The sequence below is a fragment of the Pseudomonas sp. SMV7 genome (assembly GCF_052041995.1).
GTDB lineage: Bacteria > Pseudomonadota > Gammaproteobacteria > Pseudomonadales > Pseudomonadaceae > Aquipseudomonas.
The window spans coordinates 92,120-113,676 of record NZ_JBKGGT010000006.1; the positions used below are offsets into that span (position 1 = coordinate 92,120).

At 64.3% G+C, this 21,557-nt stretch carries 7 protein-coding genes; 5 read left to right on the forward strand and 2 right to left on the reverse strand.

Translation table 11 applies throughout. The features are described from left to right. Positions 1 to 208: 208 nt before the first annotated feature. Positions 209 to 11,911, reverse strand: a complete 11,703-nt coding sequence (locus ACLEJP_RS09640; protein WP_440805903.1) for a peroxidase family protein — start codon at positions 11,909 to 11,911, stop codon at positions 209 to 211. A 551-nt stretch (positions 11,912 to 12,462) separates the two neighbouring features. On the opposite strand from ACLEJP_RS09640, the gene ACLEJP_RS09645 reads away from it, so the two are divergent. The 4 genes from ACLEJP_RS09645 (at position 12,463) to ACLEJP_RS09660 (ending at position 17,824) form a co-directional block, all read left to right on the forward strand. Beyond that, positions 12,463 to 14,199 (forward strand): type I secretion system permease/ATPase, encoded by a 1,737-nt coding sequence (locus tag ACLEJP_RS09645; protein WP_440805905.1) that lies wholly within the window; start codon positions 12,463 to 12,465, stop codon positions 14,197 to 14,199. A 6-nt stretch (positions 14,200 to 14,205) separates the two neighbouring features. Further along, on the forward strand, positions 14,206 to 15,546 hold the full coding sequence (locus ACLEJP_RS09650; protein ID WP_440805907.1) for an HlyD family type I secretion periplasmic adaptor subunit: 1,341 nt from the start codon (positions 14,206 to 14,208) through the stop codon (positions 15,544 to 15,546). Position 15,547: 1 nt separating this feature from the next. Beyond that, positions 15,548 to 16,876 (forward strand): TolC family outer membrane protein, encoded by a 1,329-nt coding sequence (locus ACLEJP_RS09655; protein WP_440805909.1) that lies wholly within the window; start codon positions 15,548 to 15,550, stop codon positions 16,874 to 16,876. Positions 16,877 to 16,960: 84 nt separating this feature from the next. After that, positions 16,961 to 17,824, forward strand: a complete 864-nt coding sequence (locus ACLEJP_RS09660; protein WP_440805912.1) for a diguanylate cyclase domain-containing protein — start codon at positions 16,961 to 16,963, stop codon at positions 17,822 to 17,824. 126 nt (positions 17,825 to 17,950) lie between these two features. Here the strand turns inward: ACLEJP_RS09660 and quiC are convergent, their stop codons facing one another. Further along, positions 17,951 to 19,858, reverse strand: a complete 1,908-nt coding sequence (gene quiC / locus ACLEJP_RS09665) for a 3-dehydroshikimate dehydratase QuiC (protein WP_440805914.1) — start codon at positions 19,856 to 19,858, stop codon at positions 17,951 to 17,953. A 288-nt stretch (positions 19,859 to 20,146) separates the two neighbouring features. On the opposite strand from quiC, the gene ACLEJP_RS09670 reads away from it, so the two are divergent. Further along, a complete protein-coding gene (locus tag ACLEJP_RS09670) occupies positions 20,147 to 21,520 on the forward strand; it encodes an MFS transporter (RefSeq protein WP_440805917.1) in 1,374 nt (457 codons plus the stop codon). The last annotated feature ends 37 nt before the right edge of the window (positions 21,521 to 21,557 follow it).

Sequence of the window (21,557 nt, forward strand, 5' to 3'; positions counted from 1 at the left end):
GATTCCGGCAAGGGCAAAAGGCGCGGAGTATAGCCTGATCACCTTGCGCTGGCGCTGGCGTTGAGCCGGCGTGGCTCCGGGCGCGGCCAGTCACGACACAAGGCCGCTGTTGCAGGCGCTACGCGAACGCTTGCAGCAGCGGCCTTGTGCCGCGACGGGCTGCCCAGCAGCCCGTGCATTTCAAGCCAGCAGCTTGTCTCTCGGTTCCTCACACCGACAGGTTGAAGTCCGCCGCAGTCACTGTGGTTGCATCCGCCACTCCCACCAGGCGGATAGAGTCGTTGGCACCGATGCTGACCAGCGTATCGTCGCCGACATCGGCGATGGTGACGTTGGCGGCAAAGGTGGCCGCGGTGATGTTGAAGGCAGTGATGTCCAGCCGGTCCTGGCCGCCGACTGCATTGCTGTCGAAGTTGATGATCAGGTCGTTACCGAAGCCTGCGGCGAACTGGAAGACATCATTGCCATCCGTAGCCATCATCGTGTCATCGCCTGCCCCGCCGTTGACCGTGTCATCGCCAACCCCTCCGTTGAGGAAGTCGCTGCCGCTGCCGCCGGAGAGGATGTCGTTGCCATCACCGCCAAACAGCGTGTCGCTGCCAGCGCCCCCGTCGAGGGTATCGTCACCGAGATCGCCATCAAGGCTGTCGTTGTCGTCTCCCCCATTCAAGGTATCGTTGCCAGCGCCGCCCAGCAGTTGGTCGTTACCCGCCGCACCGTTGAGGGTGTCATTACCTGAGTTGCCGGTGATGACATTGTTCAGCCCGTTACCAGTACCGGTAAAGTTGCCGACGCCGAAGTACCTCAGGTTTTCCAGGTTATTGCCAAGCGTCCAGCTGGTCAGCGTGATACGCACCAGGTCCGTACCACCGCCTGCCAGCTCAACCAGCGTGTCCCCGGCATTGTCGACCACATAGCTATCGTTGCCGGCACCGCCCACCAGCTGGTCGATACCCGCGCCACCGTTGAGGAAGTCATTGCCAGCACCACCGACGATGGTGTTGGCCAGACCATTCCCCACACCGGTGAAGTTGCCGGTGCCGGTAAAGTTCAGGTTTTCGAGGTTGGCACCCAAGGTGTAGCTGGCCAGACTGCTCTGAACCAGATCGGTGCCGCCGCCTGCAGCCTCGCTGACGATGTCGCCAACATTATCGACTACGTAGGTGTCATTGCCGGCACCGCCAGTCAGGGTGTCTGCCCCAGCCCCACCGTTAAGCACATCATTGCCCGAGCCGCTGGTGATGACGTTGTTCAAGACGTTACCGATGCCGACGAAATTGCCAGCGCCGAAGTAGGTCAGGTTCTCCAGATTATTGCCCAGCGTCCAGCTGGTGATCGTCGTGCGCACCAGATCGGTACCACCACCTGCCTGTTCCACCAACACATCGCCGGCATTGTCGACCACGTAGCTGTCGTTGCCAGCACCGCCTACCAACAAGTCACTGCCCGCTCCGCCGTTGAGGAAGTCGTTTCCATTGCCGCCGACGATGGTATTGGCCAGGCCATTACCCACACCGATGAAATTGCCGGTGCCGATAAAGCTCAGGTTCTCCAGGGTGGCCGCGAGGGTGTAGCTCGCCAGGCTGGTGCGTACCAGGTCGGAGCCCCCACCCAACACCTCGACAACGATGTCTGCGGCATTGTCGACAACGAATGTGTCATCACCCGTTCCGCCAATCAGGGTATCCGCACCAAGCCCACCGTTGAGTGTGTCGTTGCCAGCGTTGCCGGTAAGGATGTCATTACCCGAGCCGCCAGTGATGACGTTAGCCAGGCTATTACCGGTACCAACGAAACTTGCAGCACCGAAGTAGGTCAGGTTCTCCAGGTTGTTGCCCAGCGTCCAGCTGGTCAGCGTGGTACGAACCAGGTCCGTACCACCGCCTGCCAGCTCAACCAGCGTGTCTCCGGCATTGTCGACCACATAGCTATCGTTGCCGGCACCGCCCACCAGCTGGTCGATACCCGCACCACCGTTGAGGAAGTCGTTGCCAGCCCCCCCGACGATGGTGTTGACCAGGCCATTCCCCACACCGATAAAATTACCGTTTCCAGTAAAGCTCAGGTTCTCCAGGTTGGCACCCAAGGTGTAGCTGGCCAGGCTGGTTTGAACCAGATCGGTACCACCGCCTGCAGCCTCGCTGACCGTGTCACCCAAGTTGTCGACAACAAAGGTATCGTTGCCGGCTCCCCCGGCCATCGCATCTGCGCCCAGTCCGCCGCTCAGCACATCGTTGCCGGTGCCACCGTCCAGGGTGTCGTTGCCTTCGCCGCCGTCGAGCGCGTCGTCGCCATCACCACCGAACAACTGGTCGAATCCGGCCAGGCCAATGAGCGTGTCGTTACCTGCAAGACCGAGCAGAACGTCATCACCGGTGGTGCCTGTCAGGGTATCTGCCGCGGTTGTACCCACCAGCGTCACCCCTGGTACGGCCGGCACTTCGACCGTAGCTGCGGAGGTCACGGTTTCCAGCGCGCCGAAGCCATCGGTATAGCGCACCACCACGCGCAATTGGAAGTGAGCCTGCAATGGTCCCGGAGTGAAGGTGGAAGAGGTTGCACCGGGAATGTCGATGAATGCCGTACCACTACCCTGCTGCCACTGGAAGCTGAACGCGCCAAGCCCGTCCAGGTCGGCAATGCTGCCGGTAAGGGCGGTCAGTGTCTGGCCCACCTCTGGCGTGGTATCGCTGATCAGCACCGCGCCGGTAGGTGCATCGTTGACGTTGGCCACCGGGTCGAGGATGTCGGAAGCAATGCTTTCATGCACCCCGATATCATCCACGTAGCTGACCACCACCCTTATGTTCTGCCCCACCTGATCCTGTGTCAGGACCAGCGTACTGCTGATGGCGCCAGCAATATTGACCCAGCCGAGCCCCCGGTTGGACTGCCACTGGAAGGTGAACTGCGGGTTGCTCAGGCCGTCGGCATCGACGATGGTGGCCGGGTTGGCGGTGAGGGTCTGGTTCTGTACCAGCAGCCCGGTCACGGTCGGCCCGGCGCTCGGTGCGCTGTTCGGCGCCGAATCGACGATTTCCAGCGTGCCCTTGGCATCCTGGTACACCCCACGTACGCGGATGTTCAGGCCGGCCACATCGTCAGTCACCCGATAGGTGCTGCCAATCGCCCGGGAAACCTCACCGGCGGCGACGAAGGTGATGTCTTCGTACACCCCGGAACCCGGCAGGCGCTCGACTTGCCAGTAGTACGCCATCGCGCCGTTGACGGCACCGCTGGCGTTGCCTGCACCGACGTTGTCGGCATCGTGCACCGCCAGGTTGCTCACCCGCAGCAACTGGCCACTGACCGAGGTGTCATTGCGCAGGCCGGTGGCAGCGTCAAGGATTGCCAGGTGGCCGGTCGGGCCGGCGTTGACGGCCGTGCCCACCCCGGAAGCCTGCGAGCTGTCCGAGAACTGCAGGCGCTCGATGCCGGTCAGGCGGTCGACGCCGTCACGCCCTGCTACCAGGTCGGTAACGATCACCGCATTGCCATCGACCACCACGTTGTAGTCGCTGGCCACCCCCGAGAACACCGCCGTGTCATAGCTGTCGGTGCCGTTGAGGATTTCCCGCACGATCACCAGCTGGCCCGGGTTGTAGGTGCCATTGAGCATCAGCGGCACCATCGGCTCCATGCTGTCGTAGCTGGCGATTTCCGGGCCGGTTCCGTCGCTGTTGGCGCGCACGCTGATACGCACGTTCAGCCACTTGTCACCGTCGAGGATATCGTCGCCGCCACGGCCTTCGATCAGGTCGCTGCCGCTGCCGCCGAGGATGATGTTGCCACCATCGTAGAACGTCGCCCCGGCGGCCAGCAGGCCGGACAGGCCGTTGATCAGGCCGATGTTGGTCAGCACGCTGCCGGTGGCGCCGTTGGTCGGCAGGCTGGCAGCGTCTTCGTTGTCACCGCGCAGGAAGTCGCCATGCGCCGACCCGGACAGGCCTTCCATGATATCGAAGCGCACCAGTGCAGAAGCGCCCGAGCCGGGTACCGGCGGCACATCGAAGAAGCGGTCGCTGTAGTCGATGGTCACGCCCTGGGCCAGGCCCTTGAAGGTCGCCCAGTCATAGCCGGAGCCACCGATGTAGCGGTCACCGAAGCCCAGGCTGCCGACCATGATGTCGTCGCCGCCTTCACCGTTGAACTTGTCGTTCTCGTTGCCACCGATGAACACGTCGTTGCCGATGATCGGGTCGTTGCCGAGCGGGTCGAAGTTGTCGCCAGGCGCACCGTCCGAGGTGCCCTTCTCGATCCAGTCATCGCCTTCGTTGCCCATGTCCTGCTCGTTGGCCTTGCTGCCAAGGATAAAGTCGTTGCCCTGACCGCCAATGGCTTCGGAGGCGTCCTCACCGGTGACGATGAAGTCATTGCCGAAACCGCCGATGATCAGGTTGACGCCATTACCGCCGTGCAGCACATCGTTGCCGTCGCCGCCCTGGATGTTGTCGTCACCGCCGATGTCGCTGATGATGTCGTCGCCGGCCCCCCCGCGCAGCTGGTCGTTGCCGTAGCCACCCTCGAGGCGGTCGTTGCCGGCATCGCCCCAGAGCGTGTCATCTCCCTCGCTGGAGACCAGGATGTCGTCCCCGTTGGTGCCGCCCAGCACGACGTGCTCGGTACCGGCATAACGCAGGTAATTGGTATCCGGGCCGGCCGTCAGCGGGCTGTCGCGGAATACCACCTGCTGGCCGTTTTCACCCAGCGGGTCGGCGCTGCCCAGGCCGTCGTTGTATTGCCGGGTCTGGTCCACTTCCAGGTAGAAGCCAGGGTCCGAGAATACCAGCGCCGGCAAGTGGGTGGCCGAGGTGTTGGCCATGATCAGCTTGGCGAACGAGTTGCTTTCCAGCTCGGCGTTCATCGACAGGCCGGCGGTGCGCTCCAGGTAGTAGAAGCGGTCGCCATCCTGCAGTTTCTCCAGCTGGTTCTCGAACACGAAGTTGAAGGTGGTGCCGAGCATGCCGCCGAACGGGGTCTTGGCTTCGGCCAGGCCGCCGATCCACAGGTCGATGGCATCGACCCCGGTCACGGTCACCGCGCGCAGGTCATCGACGGTGCCCAGTACGCCATCCTTGCCCGGCAAGGTGACGTTGGCATAGGCGCCAGTGCTGTTGAGGAAGTCCAGGCGATCGGCTGGCGCGCCGTCGCCACCGAACACCAGGGCCATGGCTGCCGCGCGTTTTTCCAGCAACGTGGTGGCGCCGGTGATGGTGCTGTGGGTGCCGTAGGCGGCGATGAAGTTGATCAACGACTCTGGATGCTTCAGGTGCTGCACCAGGTCGACCCAGCTGGTGTACGGCTTGAGCTGGGTGTCGCCGGTCTGCGCGTAGATGTCGCGACGCACGGCATTCAGCGAAGGGATGCCCACGTCGCGGCCACGGGCGATGTTGATCGCCGGCAGGTCCAGCGGCAGGCCGAGCAGGTTGTTGCGCAGCGCCTCGGTGACGAACTCGTCGATTTCGTTACCGGCCTGGCGGGTGACCCCGCGCACGATGGCGCTGGTGGCATCCTCGGGGGTGACGCCACTGGCGGCATAGGCCAGCGGGTTGAGGAACGCCGCGATCAGGCCCAGTTGCTGGTCGGGGTTGGCACTGGCCGGGTCCTGGATGACGTTGAAGTCGATATCGAAGCGGTCGACGGTCTCGGTCAGCATCGAGTGGCCAAAGCGGTACACGGTGTGGGCGAACTCAGCCACGATCGATGCATCGAGGTCGACGTCGTACACTTGGGTCGGGGCAAAGAACAGGTCGACCCGTGGTTGCACGGTGCGGGCGAACTCCTCGAACACCAGGTGCTGGTACTGCATCTCGGTACCGAACTTGGCCGCCTGGAACAGCCGCTCGCCATTCCACACCAGCGCGTCGATCTCGGCCTGGCTGGCCGGCAGCGCAGTCAACGGGTTGAGCAGCCATTCGTTGAGGAACGCCAGGTCGCCCGAATCGAGCACGGTGTCCATGGTCTGCGCCACCAGCCGGTTGTGCTCGGCGTGGAAGATCGCATGCACGGCGGTCAGGCCGATGTTCTCGTTGACCCGGCCGTCGCCGGCGATGTAGTGGGCATCGAGCAGCTCGTTGTCGTAGGCCAGGTTGGCACCGGTCTGCGGGTTCACCGGCACGGCGTTGCCGGCAACGCTGTCGGCATCCGGCGCCAGCACCCCGGCGTTGAATACCGGTACGGCATTGTGGGCGATGTCGGCGAGGAACTGATGGCCGGTACGCACTGCGTTGGTCAGGTCGAGCGGCGCGGCCGGGTTGCCTTCGACCTGCTGGTCGTCGGCCGTACCGGCAATGCCGTCGGCGCCCTTCATGATCACCATCGGGTAGCCATTGGGGCCCTTGATGAAGTTGCCATAGGCGTCGGTTGCCAGCAGCGGCACATTGTCGACGTCGGCATCGGTCAGGTTGATACCAAGTACATCGCGGGCCTGGGCCTTGACCACTTTCCAGGTAGCCATGCCGCCGATCTCGGTGTCGTCAGCGGTACCATACCGGCCATCGGCACCCAGGTCCCGGTTGGTGATCAGGCGGCCGGTGGCGACAGGCCCGTTGTCGGTCAGCACGTAGGCACGCAGGAATACCTGGTGCGACGGGTGCGAGCTGTAGGTCTGGTTCTGGTCGACGAACGGCGTGGTGGTATTGGTGTGCTCGTGAATATCGTCGGCCGTGCCAAGCACGCCGTCCGCGCCGGGCAGGTTGGTGGCCCGGGTGACCACCATGAAGTTGGTGAAACCACCTTCCACGTACAGCGGGTCGTCCGGCTGCAGCGGGATGTAGATGGTCCCCGAACCGCCCTTGGTCACCAGGTCCAGGCCATGGTCGAAGAATTGCCCGAAGAAGGTCATCCAGGCGTTGAACGGCGCGGACAGGCCAGCATCGGCGGCAGTGTTCTCGAACAGGTACACGTCATGGTCGTCGGCGGTGCCGAACTGGCCGTCCAGGCCCGGGCTGGCGACGATGCGCACGCCATCCTTGAGCACGTCGTCATTGCCAGGCGTGCCGAAGTTGAGCACGCCGTCCGCGCCGGGGTCGTACGCCGTGGCATAGGCCGCCGGGTTGTTGGAGGTCTGGTCGACGATCAGGTTGCTGATGGTGCGCGGCTGCGAATCGAACACCGGGCCGCTGGTCTGCTGGTACGACGAACCCGGAATGGCCGGCGAGCCGGGGCCGAAGAAGCCGGCCGGTGCGCCTTCGGCCGGGTTGAACACCGGGTCGGTCACGCGCGGGAAGACGTTGTCGGCGGCACCGAACTGGGTATTGTTGATGCCGTTGAGGTTCATCAGGTTGTTGTTCGAACCGTCCACCGCCCGCAGTCCCAGCGGCGCCCGAACGTTGGGCAGCAGCGAGAGCAGGTCTGCCCCGGCAGCATCAGCCTCGGCGATCTTGATCTGGGCCAGGATGAAGTTGAGGTCGGAGCGCACCATGTGCAGGCCGGCCCCGCCATCGGTGGCATCCACCACCGGCGTGGCCGGTGTCGGTACCACAGGCGCGCCCGGCTGCACCACGGCAGTGGGCTGGGAGAACAGCACTTCGGTGGTGCCATGGGCATCCTGGTAGATCGCCTTGACCCGCAGGCTCAGCCCGGCCAGGTCCGGCGACACCTTGAACGAGGTACCGTCGGCGCTCAGGAACGCCAGGTCGCCGGCCGGCAGCAGGATGATGTCCTCGAACACGCCGCTGCCCGGGGTGGCCTCGAACTGCCAGTAGTACGACACCGAACGGTCGGCCAGGGTGCCCTGCGGGTTGCCGGCGCTGATGTTGTCGGCATCCAGCACGCCGGCGACGTTGACCGTGAGAATATCGCCCACGGTGATCGCGCCGCCGTTACCGTCGGTGATGGCCGGGCTGCCGACCGGTTGCGCGTTCAACCCTTCCACCAGCACCCGCTGGCTGTCGGCGAACTGCAGGCGTTCGATGTGCAGCAAGGTATCCACGCCATCGCGACCCGCCACATTGTCGGTCACCGTCCACACGTCATCGGCAGTGTCCAGCGTACCTTTGGTGTTCTGCGTCACCGTGTACTCGCTCTGCACCCCGGAGAACACCGCCGTGTCGAAGGCCGCGCCACCGGTCGAGGTGCCGGGCAGGATCTCCCGCACGGCCTTGAGCTGGCCAGGGTTGTAGGTGCGGTCGAGCATGAACGGGATCATGTCGACCATGCTGTCGAAGCTGGCGATCTCGGGGCCGGTGTGATTGACGTCATCCGCGGCATACACGGCGATGCGCACGTTGAGCCACTTGTCGCCGTCGATCAGGTCATCACCGCCACGGCCTTCGATCAGGTCGCTGCCATTGCCGCCGAGCATGATGTTGCCGGTGGCAAAGCCGGTGGTCGGCAGCCCGGCATCGGCCAGGAACTGCTGCAGGCCGCGAATCAGCGCAACATTGGTCAAGGCACTGCCGGTGGCACCACCATGGTTGAGGATGGTCACGGCATCGACGTTGTCGCCCTTGAGCACATCGGCGAAGTTCGAACCGGACACGCCCTCGACCTCGGCAAAGCGGTCGAGGATGGAGGCCGGCGAGGCGCCGACCGGGCTGAACACGCCGGCGTTCTGGTTCGGTGCGTTGCCATGGGGCTGAGCCAGGGCGGCCAGGGTCAGGTCGACCGTGACGCCAACCTGGTCATTCTTGTTGGTGACCCAGTCGAAACCGGACATGCCGTCCATCTTGTCCTGGGCGTCACTGCCGACGAAGATGTCGTCGCCACCCTCGCCGATCATCTCGTCGAAGCCACCGCCGCCAACGAAGATATCGTTGCCGACCACTTCGTCACCCAGCAGCGGCGCGAAGTTGTCGCCCGGGGCACCGTCCTGCGTCCCCTTCTCGATCCAGTCATCGCCCTCGTTGCCGGTAGGTGGCAGGTTGGTCTTGGCGCCAAGAATGAAGTCATCGCCCTGGCCACCGAAGGTGGTGGTGATGTCTTCGGTGGTGACGATGAAGTCCTGGCCGTTGCCGCCGAGGATAAGGTTACCGGCTGCCAGCATGCTGCCGGCGACGATCACGTCGTTGCCATCGTTACCTTCCAGGCGGTTGTCGCCGAACGCGTCAGTGATGATGTCGTCACCGGCGCCACCCAGCACCGCGTCATTGCCTGCGCCGCCTTCAAGGGTGTCGTTGCCGGCATCGCCGTAGACGGTATCGTCGCCGTCGCCCGAGATGATGATGTCGTTGCCGGAAGTGCCGCCCAGCACCACGTGATCTTCACCGGTGTAGTGCAGGAAGTTGCTGTCGGGGCCCACGGTATCCGGGTTGTCGCGAATCACCAGCGGTACGACCTCTACCCCGTTGATCTGGATCCCGCCGGTCGGGTCGGCCCGGCCGTCGGCGCCGAGGCCGGTGAACTGGTTGGCCTGGTTCACCTCGAGGGTGAACGTCGGCGTGAGGAACACGGTGTTGGACAGGTGGGTCACGTCGGAGTTGAGCATGATCAGCTTGGCGAAGGAGTTGTTCTCCAGTTCCGTGCCGAAGTTGAGGCCCGCCGTGCGCGACAGGTAGTAGAAGCGGTCGCCGTTCTGCAAGGCTTCCAGCTGCGTTTCAAAGACGAAGTTGAAACTGGAGCCAAGCATGCCGCCAAACGGCATTTTCTGCTCGGCCAGGCCGCCGACCCAGAAGTCGATGGCATCGACACCGGTCACGGTCACGCCGCTGATGTCATCGGCGGTGCCGGCGATGCCGTCCGCGCCGGGCAGCGTCACGTTGGCATACGCCCCCGTGCCGTTGAGGAAGTCCAGGCGGTCGGCTGGCGCACCGTCACCACCGAGTACCAGGGCCACTGCAGCGGCGCGCTTGGCGGCTTCGGTGGTGGCCCCGGTGATGGTGCTGTGGGTGCCGTAGGCGGCGATGAAGTTGATCAGCGACGCCGGGTGCTTGAGGTGGTCGGCGAAGTCGACCCAGCTGATGTACGGCTTGAGCTGGCTGTCGCCGGTCATCGCATAGAATTCACGGCGCGCCTCGTTCAGGGTGGGGATACCGGTGTCGCGGCCGCGGGCGATGTTCAGTGCCGGCAGGTCCAGCGGCAGGCCAAGCAGGTTGTTGCGCAGCGCCTCGGTGACGAATTCGTCGATCTCGTTACCCAGTTGCCGGGTAACGCCACGGATGATCGCGCCGGCCGCTTCATCGGCGGTGGCCCCGCTGCCAGCGAAGGCCAGTGGGTTGAGGAAGGCGGCGATGAGGCCAAGCTGCTGGTCGGGGTTGTTTGGGTCCGCGGATACCGGGTTGAACGCCGGGTCGAAGCGGTCGACGGTTTCGGTCAGCATCGAGTGGCCGAAGCGGTACACCACGTGGGCAAACTCGGCGAGGATGGCCGGGTTGATCGAGGTGTCGTAGCCGTTGGGGGCGAGGAACTCGTCGATCTGCGGCTGGATGGTGCGGGCGAACTCTTCGAATACCAGGTGCTGGTACTGCATCTCGGTGCCGAACTTGGCAGCCTGGAACAGCCGCTCGCCATCCCATACCAGCGCGGCGATCTCGGCGGGCGTGGTGGGGATGGCAGTGACATCGTCGATCAACCACTGGTTGAGGAACGCCAGGTCGCCAGCGGCCAGCAGGGTGTCCTTGGTCTGCTGCACCAGGCGGTTGTGCTCGGAGTGGAACACATGGTGCACGGCGGTCAGGCCGATGTTCTCGTTCACCCGGCCGTCACCGGCAATGTAGTGGGCGTCGAGCAGTTCGTTGTCATAGGTCAGGTTGGCACCACCCGGCCCCACCGGCTGCGCGTTGCCGACGGCGGTGTCGGCATCGGCCTGCAGTACCCCGCCCACTACCACGGGCGCGGCATTGTGGGCGATGTCGTCGAGGAAACCATGCCCGGTGCTCACCGCATTGGCCAGGCTGATCGGTGCGGCGCGGTTGCCTTCGACCAGCGTGGTGACGTCGTCGGCGGTGCCGGCGATGCCGTCAGCGCCATTGCTCACGCGCATCACCACCTGTGGCATGCCGTTAGGCCCACGCAGGAAATTGCCATAGGGGTCGGTGGCCAGCAGCGGCACGCTGTGCACGTCGGCGTCGGTCAGGTTGATGCCGAGCAGGTCGCGGGCCTGGGCCTTGACCACCGCCCAGGTGGCCATGCCGCCGCTTTCGCCGCTGCCATCGTCGCTGGTACCGAACAGGCCATCGGCACCGAGGTCGCGGTTGGTGAGCAGCCGCCCGGTCGCCACCGGGTCGCCGGCCGCGTTCAGCGTGTACTCGCGCAGGAACACCTGGTGCGAGGGGTGCGAGCTGTAGGTCTGGCTCTGGTCGACGAACGGTGAGGTGGTGTTGGTCTGGCCGTCGTCGGCGGTGCCGACCACGCCATCGGCACCGGCGGTGCGGACGGCGCGCGGCAGCACCATGAAGTTGGTCGGGCTGTTGGGATCGAACAGCGGGTCGTCCGGCTGCAGCGGAATGAACACGATGTCGGTGCTGCTCTTGGTCACCAGGTCCAGGCCATGGTCGAAGAACTGGCCAAAGAAGGTCATCCAGGCGTTGAAACCGGCGGTCAGGCCGACATCGGGCGACACGTTGGGGATGAAGAACACCTGGGTATCGTCAGCGGTGCCGAACACCCCATCGATGCCGGGGCTGATTACCGGGGCGGCGCCACCATTGGCTTCGACGGCGGCCGGGTTGTTGGCTGTCTGGTCGACAATGAGGTTGCTGATGGTGCGCGGCTGCGAATCGACGACCGTACCGGTGCCGGCATAGTCACCGCTGAAGGAAGGGCTGAGCAGGCGCAGGAACGAGTTGTCAGCGGCGCCGAACTCGCTTTGCCCGGTTACCAGGTTGTTGTAACTGCCGTCCACGGTACGCAGGCCGAACGGTACCTGGCTGTTGGGCAGCAGGTCGATCAGGCTGGCGCCATCGGCGTGGGCTTCGGCAATGAAGATCTGTTGCAGGATGAATTCCAGGTCCGACTTGCTGAAATTGGCCATTTCGAATTGCCCTCGATCTGTCGGGAGATGACACACAGGGCAACAGGGTCCTTCCCGCGCCCAGTCAGTATTGACGTGCGCAGTTTCTGGTTCGGGGTTCTGGGGGCAGTTGGGCACTACGGTCGTGCTATCGCCACTGGCCTCATCGCCGGCAAGCCGGCTCCCTCAGGAAGGCGGGAACCGTGTAAACGGTGCGATACAGCTGTAACGCACACGCATCGACCCCAGCTCGCATGGGGGTCCGAATACATCAGACTAAAGTCGCAGAACAGAACGTTGTCAATATTTCGTCAATAAATTCGCCGCGCAATGATAATTCGTTGCAACTAGCTGTTTTTATGGCACTTATAAAAAGTTCAATGTATTTATAGAGCGAAACGATATTACTGAATGTTTCGTCGCAACCTACGCTCCAGCATGTGGGAGCAACGCAGCGTTCTGGACCATTTCGCCCCTAGAGCGAACCGCCTGCGAGCCGACCAGAAGCCACGACTACCGCTGTACGGGGCGCCGCAACGGCCTTCCCGTTTTGTGATAAAGGGAGGCCGCTGATGCACAAGTCGCCACGCACCCGATCCGAGCTCGCAGAGGTGTTGTTTCGCCTGCGACGCAGCTTTTTCGCCCTCGCCGCGTTCAGCGGCGTGATAAACGTCATGATGTTGACGCCATCTATTTATATGTTGCAGGTGTATGACCGTGCCCTGGTCAGCCGCAACGTCACCACCTTGAGCATGCTCACGCTGCTGGTGATCGGCCTGTTCCTGCTGATGTCGGCGCTGGAGATGGTCCGTACCCGCGTATTGATCCGCGTGGGCAACGGCCTGGACATGGACCTCAACCGACGTATCTTCAGCGCCGCCTTCGAGCGCAACCTGAGCCGTGCTGGCGGTAACCCGGCGCAGGCCCTGCAGGACCTTGCCCAGGTGCGCCAGTTTCTCACCGGCAACGGCCTGTTCGCCTTCTTCGATGCGCCGTGGACACCGATCTACCTGCTGGTCAGCTACCTGATCCATCCGCTGCTGGGGCTGGTCACGCTGGTCGGCTCGCTGATCCTGGTGGGCCTGGCCTACCTCACCGAGAAAGCCACGCAAAAACCCTTGGCCGAAGCCAACCAGGCGGCCCTGTCATCGGCCAGCTACGCCAACAACAACCTGCGCAATGCCGAAGTGATCGAGGCCATGGGCATGCTGCCGGCGATCGGCAAGCGCTGGTACCAAGGCCACCTGCGCATCCTGCAGATGCAGACGCTGGCCTCCGACCGTGCGGCACTGATCAGCAGCACCGGGCGTTTCGTGCGCATCACCTTGCAATCGGTCATCCTCGGTACCGGCGCGCTGCTGGCGATCGAAGGCAAGATCACCCCGGGCATGATGATTGCCTGCTCGATCCTCACCGGCCGTGCCCTGGGGCCGGTGGAACAGGTGATCGCCTCGTGGAAACAGTTGCTCGGCTGCCGGTCGGCCTGGGGGCGGCTGAACGAGCTGCTGCACGACTACCCGCAGCGGCCACCGAGCATGTCACTGCAGCGCCCGCTGGGCATGCTTGCCGTGGAAAACGTGATCGCCGGTGCCCCCGGGACCAACAACCCCATCGTACGTGGGGTGAGCTTCAGCCTGACCCCGGGAGAAAGCCTCGGCGTCATCGGCCCGTCGGCTTCCGGCAAGTCCACCCTCGCCCGCCTGCTGGTCGGCGTGTGGCCGGCCCAGGCCGGCAAGGTGCGCCTGGACGGCGCCGACATCTTCACCTGGAACAAGGCCGAGCTGGGCCCCTGGCTTGGCTACCTGCCGCAGGACGTGGAGCTGTTCGAGGGCACCATCGCCGAGAACATCGCCCGCTTTGCCGAAGTGGACAGCGACGCGGTCATCCGCGCGGCCCGCAGCAGCGGCGTGCACGACATGATCCTGCGCTTCCCGCAGGGCTACGACACCCGCCTGGCGGCCGATGGCACGCCGTTGTCCGGCGGCCAGAAGCAACGCATCGCCCTGGCCCGTGCGCTGTACGGTGAACCGAACCTGGTGGTGCTGGACGAGCCCAATGCCAACCTCGACGACGTCGGCGAAAAAGCCCTGGTCGATGCGCTGGCCGAACTCAAGGCACGCGGGGCTACCGTGATCCTGATATCCCACCGGCCCAACGTGCTGTGCGCGGTCGACAAGGTACTGATGCTACGTGACGGTGCCGTGCACATGCTCGGCAGCCGCGATGAAGTGTTCGCGGCGTTGCGCAAGGCCAGCGTGATCCCGGCGGGGAGCGCTGCGCCGCTGGCCTCGGTAAAAGTACGGGAGTAACCGACCATGCAGATGACCCATCACACAGAGTTGATTCCGGCGGAGGCCCGCAACCTGATCGACCTGGATGCCAGCCGGCCGGCACGCTGGGGCATATGGCTGGTCATCGCCGGCTTCGGCGGTTTCCTGCTGTGGTCGTGCCTGGCGCCCCTGGATGCCGGGGTGGTGGCCACGGGCACGGTCAAGGTCACCAGCAATCGCAAGGCGGTCCAGCACCTGACCGGCGGCACGGTCGAGGCAATCCTGGTACGCGAGGGCGACGTGGTGAAGAAAGGCCAGGAGGTGGTTCGCCTCGATGCGCTGCGCGCAGTGGCCGAACAGGGTGCGGTCAGTGCCCAGTACATCGTCAGCAAAACCGTGGAAAACCGCCTGGAAGCCGAGCGCGACGGCCGCGACACGATCACCTTCGACCCCGCCCTGCTCAAGCACTACCACAACGACCCGCGCCTGCTGGCGGCCATGGACCTGCAGCAACGGCTGCTGGACACCCGCCGCGCCGGGCTGGCCGGTGAGCTGAGCATCCTCGAGGAAAACCTGGCCGCCACGGCGGTGCAGCTCAAGGGCCTGCAGCAGGTGTACGGGGCGCGCGCCTCGCAGATCGGTTTCCTCAACCAGGAACTGCAAGGCACCCGGGTACTGGCCGCCGAAGGTTATGTGCCGCGCAACCGCCTGCTGGAGCTGGAGCGCAACAATGCCGACCTGTCCGCCGGCCAGGCCGAGAACCTCAACAATATTGCCCGGGCACGCAGCCAGGCCACCGAGATCAAGCTGCGCATCCTGCAGCGCCAGCACGACTACCTGAAGGAAGTGGAGTCGCAACTGACCGATACCGCCAAGGAGAACACCACCCTGGCCGACCGCCTGCGTGCGCTGGACTATGAAGTGACCCACACGGTGATCCGCTCGCCGATCGACGGCATGGTCCAGGCCCTGAGCATCGCCACGGTCGGCGGCATCATCCAGCCAGGGGCCAAGATCATGGAAGTCGTGCCACTCGACCAGCCGCTGCAGGTCGACGCGATGATCCCGGTGCAGGCCATCGACAAGATGGTGCCGGGCCTGGACGTGGACCTGGCCTTCCCCGCCTTCAACCATGCGAAGACGCCAAACATTCCGGGGCGGGTCAAGACCATCTCCGCCGACCGCCTGATGGACGAAGAAAGCAAGCAACCGTACTACCTGGCCCAGGTGGAAGTGACGCAGGCCGGCATGGGCCTGCTGGGCAGCAACCACATCCGCCCCGGCATGCCGGCCACCGTCACCATCAAGACCGGCGAGCGCAACCTGCTCAGCTACCTGCTCAAGCCGATGCTCGAACGCGTGGACGCCTCGTTCAAGGAGCAATGACATGAAACGCCCGTGCCTGATGTTGTGCCTGTTGGGGTTGTCGGTACAGGCCAGTGCCATGGACCTGAAGCAAGCCTGGGACCTGCTGCAGTACCAGGGCCCGATCTACCGTGCCGCAGTGCACGAGAAAGAAGCCGGCAGCGAGAACCGCGCCATCGGCCAGGCCGGCCTGCTGCCGCAGATCAACGCTACGGGCTACTTCAACAAGGTCAATGGCAGCCAGCGGCAGAGTGGCCGGGACAGCGACCTGGACTACGACTCCAAGGGTGCCAACGTGCGTCTGCGCCAACCGCTGTTCAACAAGCAGAAGATGGCCGAGTACCACCAGGGCCAGCAGCGTGCCGAGTACAGCGTGGCTGTGTTCGATGCCAAGACCCAGGACGCCGCGGTGCGCCTGGCCGATGCCTACTTCGACGTGCTGCTGGCCAGCGAAACCATCACTTTGGCCAAGGCCAAGCTGAACGCCTTCGAGGAGCAGCTGGCGTCGGCCAAGCGGCGCATGGAACTGGGTGCCGGCACCATCACCGACATCGACGAGTCGGTCGCCCGCCGCGACCTGGCCGAAGCCGACCTGATCGAAGCCCAGGACAACCTGATCAATGCCCGCCGCAAGCTGGAGGAATACATTGGTGAAACGCCGCAGTCGCTGACCACCTTGCAGCCAGGCTTCAGCACCCCGCCGCTGATGCCGGGCAACCTGCAGGACTGGCTGGTCAAGGCCCAGGCCGACAGCCCGCTGATTCATGCCCGCCGGCACAGCTATGAGCTGGCCGAGGAAGAAGTGAAGCGCGCCCGCGCCGGGCACTGGCCAACCTTGGATTTCGTCGCGGGCTATACCGCCGGCAGCAGCCAGTCGATTTCCGAGCTCAACCAGCGCAACCATTACAGCTCGGTGGGGCTGGAACTGAACATCCCGCTGTACAGCGGCGGCAGTACCAGCGCCCTGACCCGCCAGGCCAGCGCCAACAGCGCCAAGGCCCTGGATGAGCTGGACGCCACCCGCCAGGAGGTGATTTCCGGCACCACCCGGGAGTTCCGCGGCGTGCAGAGTGGTGCCTTGCGTATCCAGGCACTGGAAAAAGCCGTAGCCTCCAACGAACGCTCACTGACTTCGACCCGCAAAGGCTTCAAGGAAGGTGGCACCAGCACCAACTCGGATGTACTCAACGCCGAGGAATTGCTGTATGACGCCCGCCACGACCTGTTCGAGGCAAAGCTGAACTACCTGATGTCACGGCTGCGCCTGGCGTCGTCGGTGGGTAGCCTGGGCGATGACGACATCCAGCAGATCAACGACTACCTCGGGCCGGAGCTGGTGGTGAGCAACTGAGTACCCCCAGCTATCGCTCGGCGCTTGCCGCAGTTTGCCGGATTTCAGGCTATGATCGGTCACCTTGCCGCGGACGCCCGACCCATGCCCGTAGACCTGCATACGCTGTACCCCAGGCTCATCCATCTGATGCTGGACACGGTATTCGTGGTCGACCGGGACAACCAGATCGTGTTCGTCAGCGATGCCTGCGAGGCGTTGCTGGGTTACCGGGCCTGCGAACTGGTCGGCACGCCAATCACCGACTACATGCACCCCGACGACCTGGCGATGACCCGCGCCTCGATCGTGCGGGTGATGAGCGGCCAACCCCACTACGACTTCCGCAACCGCTATATCCGCAAGGATGGCGGTGTGGTGCACATCCTGTGGGCGGCCTGCTGGTCCGATGAAGCCAATGCGCGCATCGGTGTGGCGCGGGATGTGACCGCCCAGCACCAGGCCGAAGCAGAGCTGCGCTTCCTGGCCCACCACGACCCGCTGACCCGGCTGGCCAACCGCGCCAGGTTCAATGAACGGCTGGAGGCTGCCCTGGCCGTCGCTCGCCGCCATGGTCGGCCGCTGGCCCTGCTGTTCCTCGACATCAACGATTTCAAGCAGATCAACGACAACCACGGCCACGGCATGGGCGACCGGGTGCTGTGCGCCTTGGCCCGGCGCCTGGAAAGCTGTGTGGGCGCTGCCGACACGGTGGCGCGGATGGGCGGTGACGAGTTCACCGTGCTGCTGCCCGATTGCGCAGCGCCGGAGGTCATCGCCGAGCGTGTGCCACAGATCCTGGCGACCATGGCCGAGCCGCTGGGCGACGGCTTCGCCGGCATCGACACCCCCAGCTGCAGCATCGGCGTGGCCTGCTTCCCGGAGCATGGCAGCGAAGCCGACGTGCTCCTGCGCCACGCCGACGGGCACATGTACCGGATCAAACGCCAGCGCGCAGCGGCCGGTTGAGCGGCAAGGAGGCCTACCCCGCAGTCGCCGTTGATGGTAGCTGAACGCCCCTGAGCCAAACATCGACCGTGCAGGAGCGAGCTTGTGCCGCGGCGGGCCGCAAGGCCGCTCCTGCCCGGACAGCGTTCAGAGCACCGGCTTGCGCGCTGCGCCACTGCGTGCCTTGGCCATGGCCGCCAGGCGCACCGCGACATTGGCTGCACCGTAACCGGCATAGCCGCCCTTGCGCTGGATGATCTCGAAGAAAAAACGCTCCTCGAACGGTTCGGTGTACACGTGGAACAGCTCGCCACCCTGCGCATCGCGGTCGTACAGCACGTTGTAGTACGCCAGTTCGCTGAGGAACTCGTCGTCGAAATCGAAGCGGGCGGCCAGGTCGTCGTAGTAGTTCAGCGGTATCTCCAGCAGTGGCACCCCGGCCAGCTTGGCACGCGCCACTTCACGGAAGATGTCCTCGCAATCGAATGCGATGTGGTGCACACCCGAACCACGGTAGCTGGACAGCGCATGGGCGATGGCGGTATTGCGGTTTTCCGAGATGTTCAGCGGCAGGCGCAAGGTGCCGCACTGGCTGCGCAGGGCGCGGCTCTTGACCAGGCCGTAGGGGTCGGGCAGCACCACTTCATCGTCGGCGGCGAAGTCGAACAGGGTCTTGTAGAACAGCACCCAGCTGTCCAGCGATTCAGCCGGCAGGGCCAGGGCCATGTGGTCGATACGGCGCAGGCCACCGCTGGCGGTAGCGTTCTTGTCCAGGCTGAAGTCGGTGTCGTACAGGGTCGGCCCGCCCGTACCCTGCTCCACCAGGTACAGCAGGCTGCCATCCGGCGCACGCACCGCCGGGACTTCGCATTCGTTGGGCCCGACCAGGCCACGGAACGGCTGGCCACGGAAGGCGGTGGCACGCTTCAGCGCCGCATGCTGGTCCTTGACCCGCAGCGCAGTGGCGCACAGCGATGGGCCGTGGGCCTCGAAGAAGTTGTGGCCGAAGGAATAGGGTTCGGCATTCAGGACGATATTGATATCGCCCTGGCGCAGCAGTTGCACTGCTTTGCTGCGGTGCTTGCCGGCTTCGGCAAAGCCCAGGCGCTTCAGCCAGCTGCCCAGGCGCGCGCCAACCGCTTCGTCAACGGCGAATTCGAGAAACTCGACACCGTCATAGCTGCTGGCCGCCGGTGGCGTGAACAGCACACCGGGTTCGATCGGCGTGCCCTCCTGCTCCAGGCGCAGGCGGGTCTGTTCTTCGAGGTACAGCAGCGAGCGCAGGCCATCGGCGGCATTCTGCCGCGGCGGTGCGGCGCGGAAACCGTCATTGAATATTTCCAGCGACAGCGGGCCGCGGTAGCCGGTGGCAAGGATCGGGGCCAGGAACCCGGCCATGTCCATCTCGCCCTGCCCCGGGAAACAGCGGAAGTGGCGGCTCCACTCCAGCACGTCCATGGCCAGGATCGGCGCGTCGGCCATTTGCACGAAGAAGATCTTGTCGCCGGGAATGTCACGGATCGCCTGCGGGTCGCCTTTCAGTGACAGCGTGTGGAAGCTGTCGAGGATCACCCCGAGCGATGGGTGGTCGGCCTGGCGCACCAGGTTCCAGACTTGCTGGTAGGTATTGACGTGGCGGCCCCAGGCCAGGGCTTCGTAGCCGATGCGCAGGCCGCGTTTGCCAGCGTGCTCGGCCAGCAGGCGCAGGTCGTCGACCAGCACTTGTTGTTCACCCAGGGCATCGGCCTGGACGTTGCTGCACACCAGCACCAGGTCGGTGCCCAACTCCTGCATCAGGTCGAACTTGCGCTCGGCACGGTCGAGGTTCTTCTGCAGGCGATCGCGGCGGCAGCCTTCGAAGTCGCGGAAGGGCTGGAACAGGGTGATGGCAAGACCTGCATCGGCGCACATCTGCCGCACCTGGCGTGGGCTGCCAGCGTAATAGAGCAGGTCGTTCTCGAAGATCTCGACGCCGTCAAAACCGGCGGCGGCGATGGCTTCGAGCTTTTCCGGCAGGGTGCCGCTCAAGGACACGGTGGCGATCGAACGCTGCATGGCGGGAGTTCCTTGTTGTTAGAGGCTGACGGTGCCAGGTGGAAGAAAACCAGCGGTCACCGTTTCTGGCACGATCGATTATTCGCAGGTAGAGTCGGCGCTTCAATCCCTTTGTACGGAATGGTTAGTTTTGCGTTCGATTACCGCACAAAACCCGTTTTGATGAATTGCTACACCGCTGGCCCGTGGTCAACATGAACCACAACGCAGGCCCATTGACCGCTGCCCCCTGCCCTTGCGAAAGCGATGGCCGAACCTGCGCAAACAACAATAACAACGGAGACAACGATGGCTCACTCCAGCTCGCAAGCGAAAAAAGCGACCGCCAGTGGATGGATAGGCTCGGCACTCGAGTACTACGACTTCTTCATCTACGCCCAGGCCGCCGCGCTGATTTTCCCGCAGATATTCTTTCCCAACACTGACCCGAAGATGGCCATCATTGCCTCGCTGGCCACCTACGGCGTGGGCTACCTGGCACGCCCGGTCGGCGCCTTCGTACTCGGCCACTGGGGTGACACCCGCGGGCGCAAGAACGTATTGCTGCTGTGCATGTTCCTGATGGGCCTGTCGACCATGGCCGTGGGCCTGCTGCCCACCTACCACGACATCGGTTACCTCGCCCCGGCCTTGCTGGTGGTACTGCGCCTGATCCAGGGCTTTGCCGTGGCCGGCGAAATCTCCGGCGCCAGTTCCATGATCATGGAGCACGCACCGTTCGGGCGAAGAGGCTATTACGCCAGTTTCACCCTGCAAGGCGTACAGGCCGGCCAGGTCCTGGCGGCAGCGGTATTCCTGCCACTGGCCTACTTCATGCCGAGTGAAGCCTTCAGTGAATGGGGCTGGCGCATCCCGTTCCTGATGAGCGCCCTGGTGTTGGTGGCCGGCTTCATCATCCGCAAGGAAGTGCACGAAACCCCGGCGTTCGTGAAGGAAGAGAAACAGGACAAGGTCGCCAAGTCGCCGATCCGCGAGGCCTTCCGCCACAGCTGGAAACACATGGTGCTGGTGATGTTCATGGCCCTGATGAACGTCATCCCGGTGGTAGCCACCATCTTCGGTGCCGCCTACGCGGTGCAGCCGGCCTATGGCATCGGCTTCGACAAAAGCGTGTACCTGTGGATCCCGGTGGTCGGCAACGTCGTCGCGGTGCTGGTGATCCCATTCGTTGGCAACCTCTCCGACAAGATCGGCCGCCGCCCGACCATGATCGCGGGCTGCCTGGGTTCGGGCCTGCTGGCCTTCGTCTACCTGTACGCGATCAGCATCCACAACGTACCGCTGGCGTTCGCCACCTCGATCGTCATGTGGGGCATGGTCTACCAGGGTTACAACGCCGTGTTCCCCAGCTTCTACCCGGAGCTGTTCCACACCCGCTACCGCGTGTCGGCCATGGCCATCGCCCAGAACATCGGCACCATGCTGACCGCCATGCTGCCGGCGCTGTTCGCCCTGGTCGCCCCGCCCGGCTCGGACAACATCCCGCTGGTGATCGGTGGCCTGGCGTTCTTCATCACCTGCGTGTGCGCCCTGGCGGCCTACATCGCCCCGGAAACCCATCGTCTGTCGATGGAAGACCTGGGTAACCCGCAGGCCAAGCCGATGGAAAAAGCAGCGTATGAAGCCAGCCGCAAAGGCAGCTTGCAGGCCGTGAGCCACTGATGGCTTGCCGGGGGGCGCTTTGCGCGCCCCCCGGGAA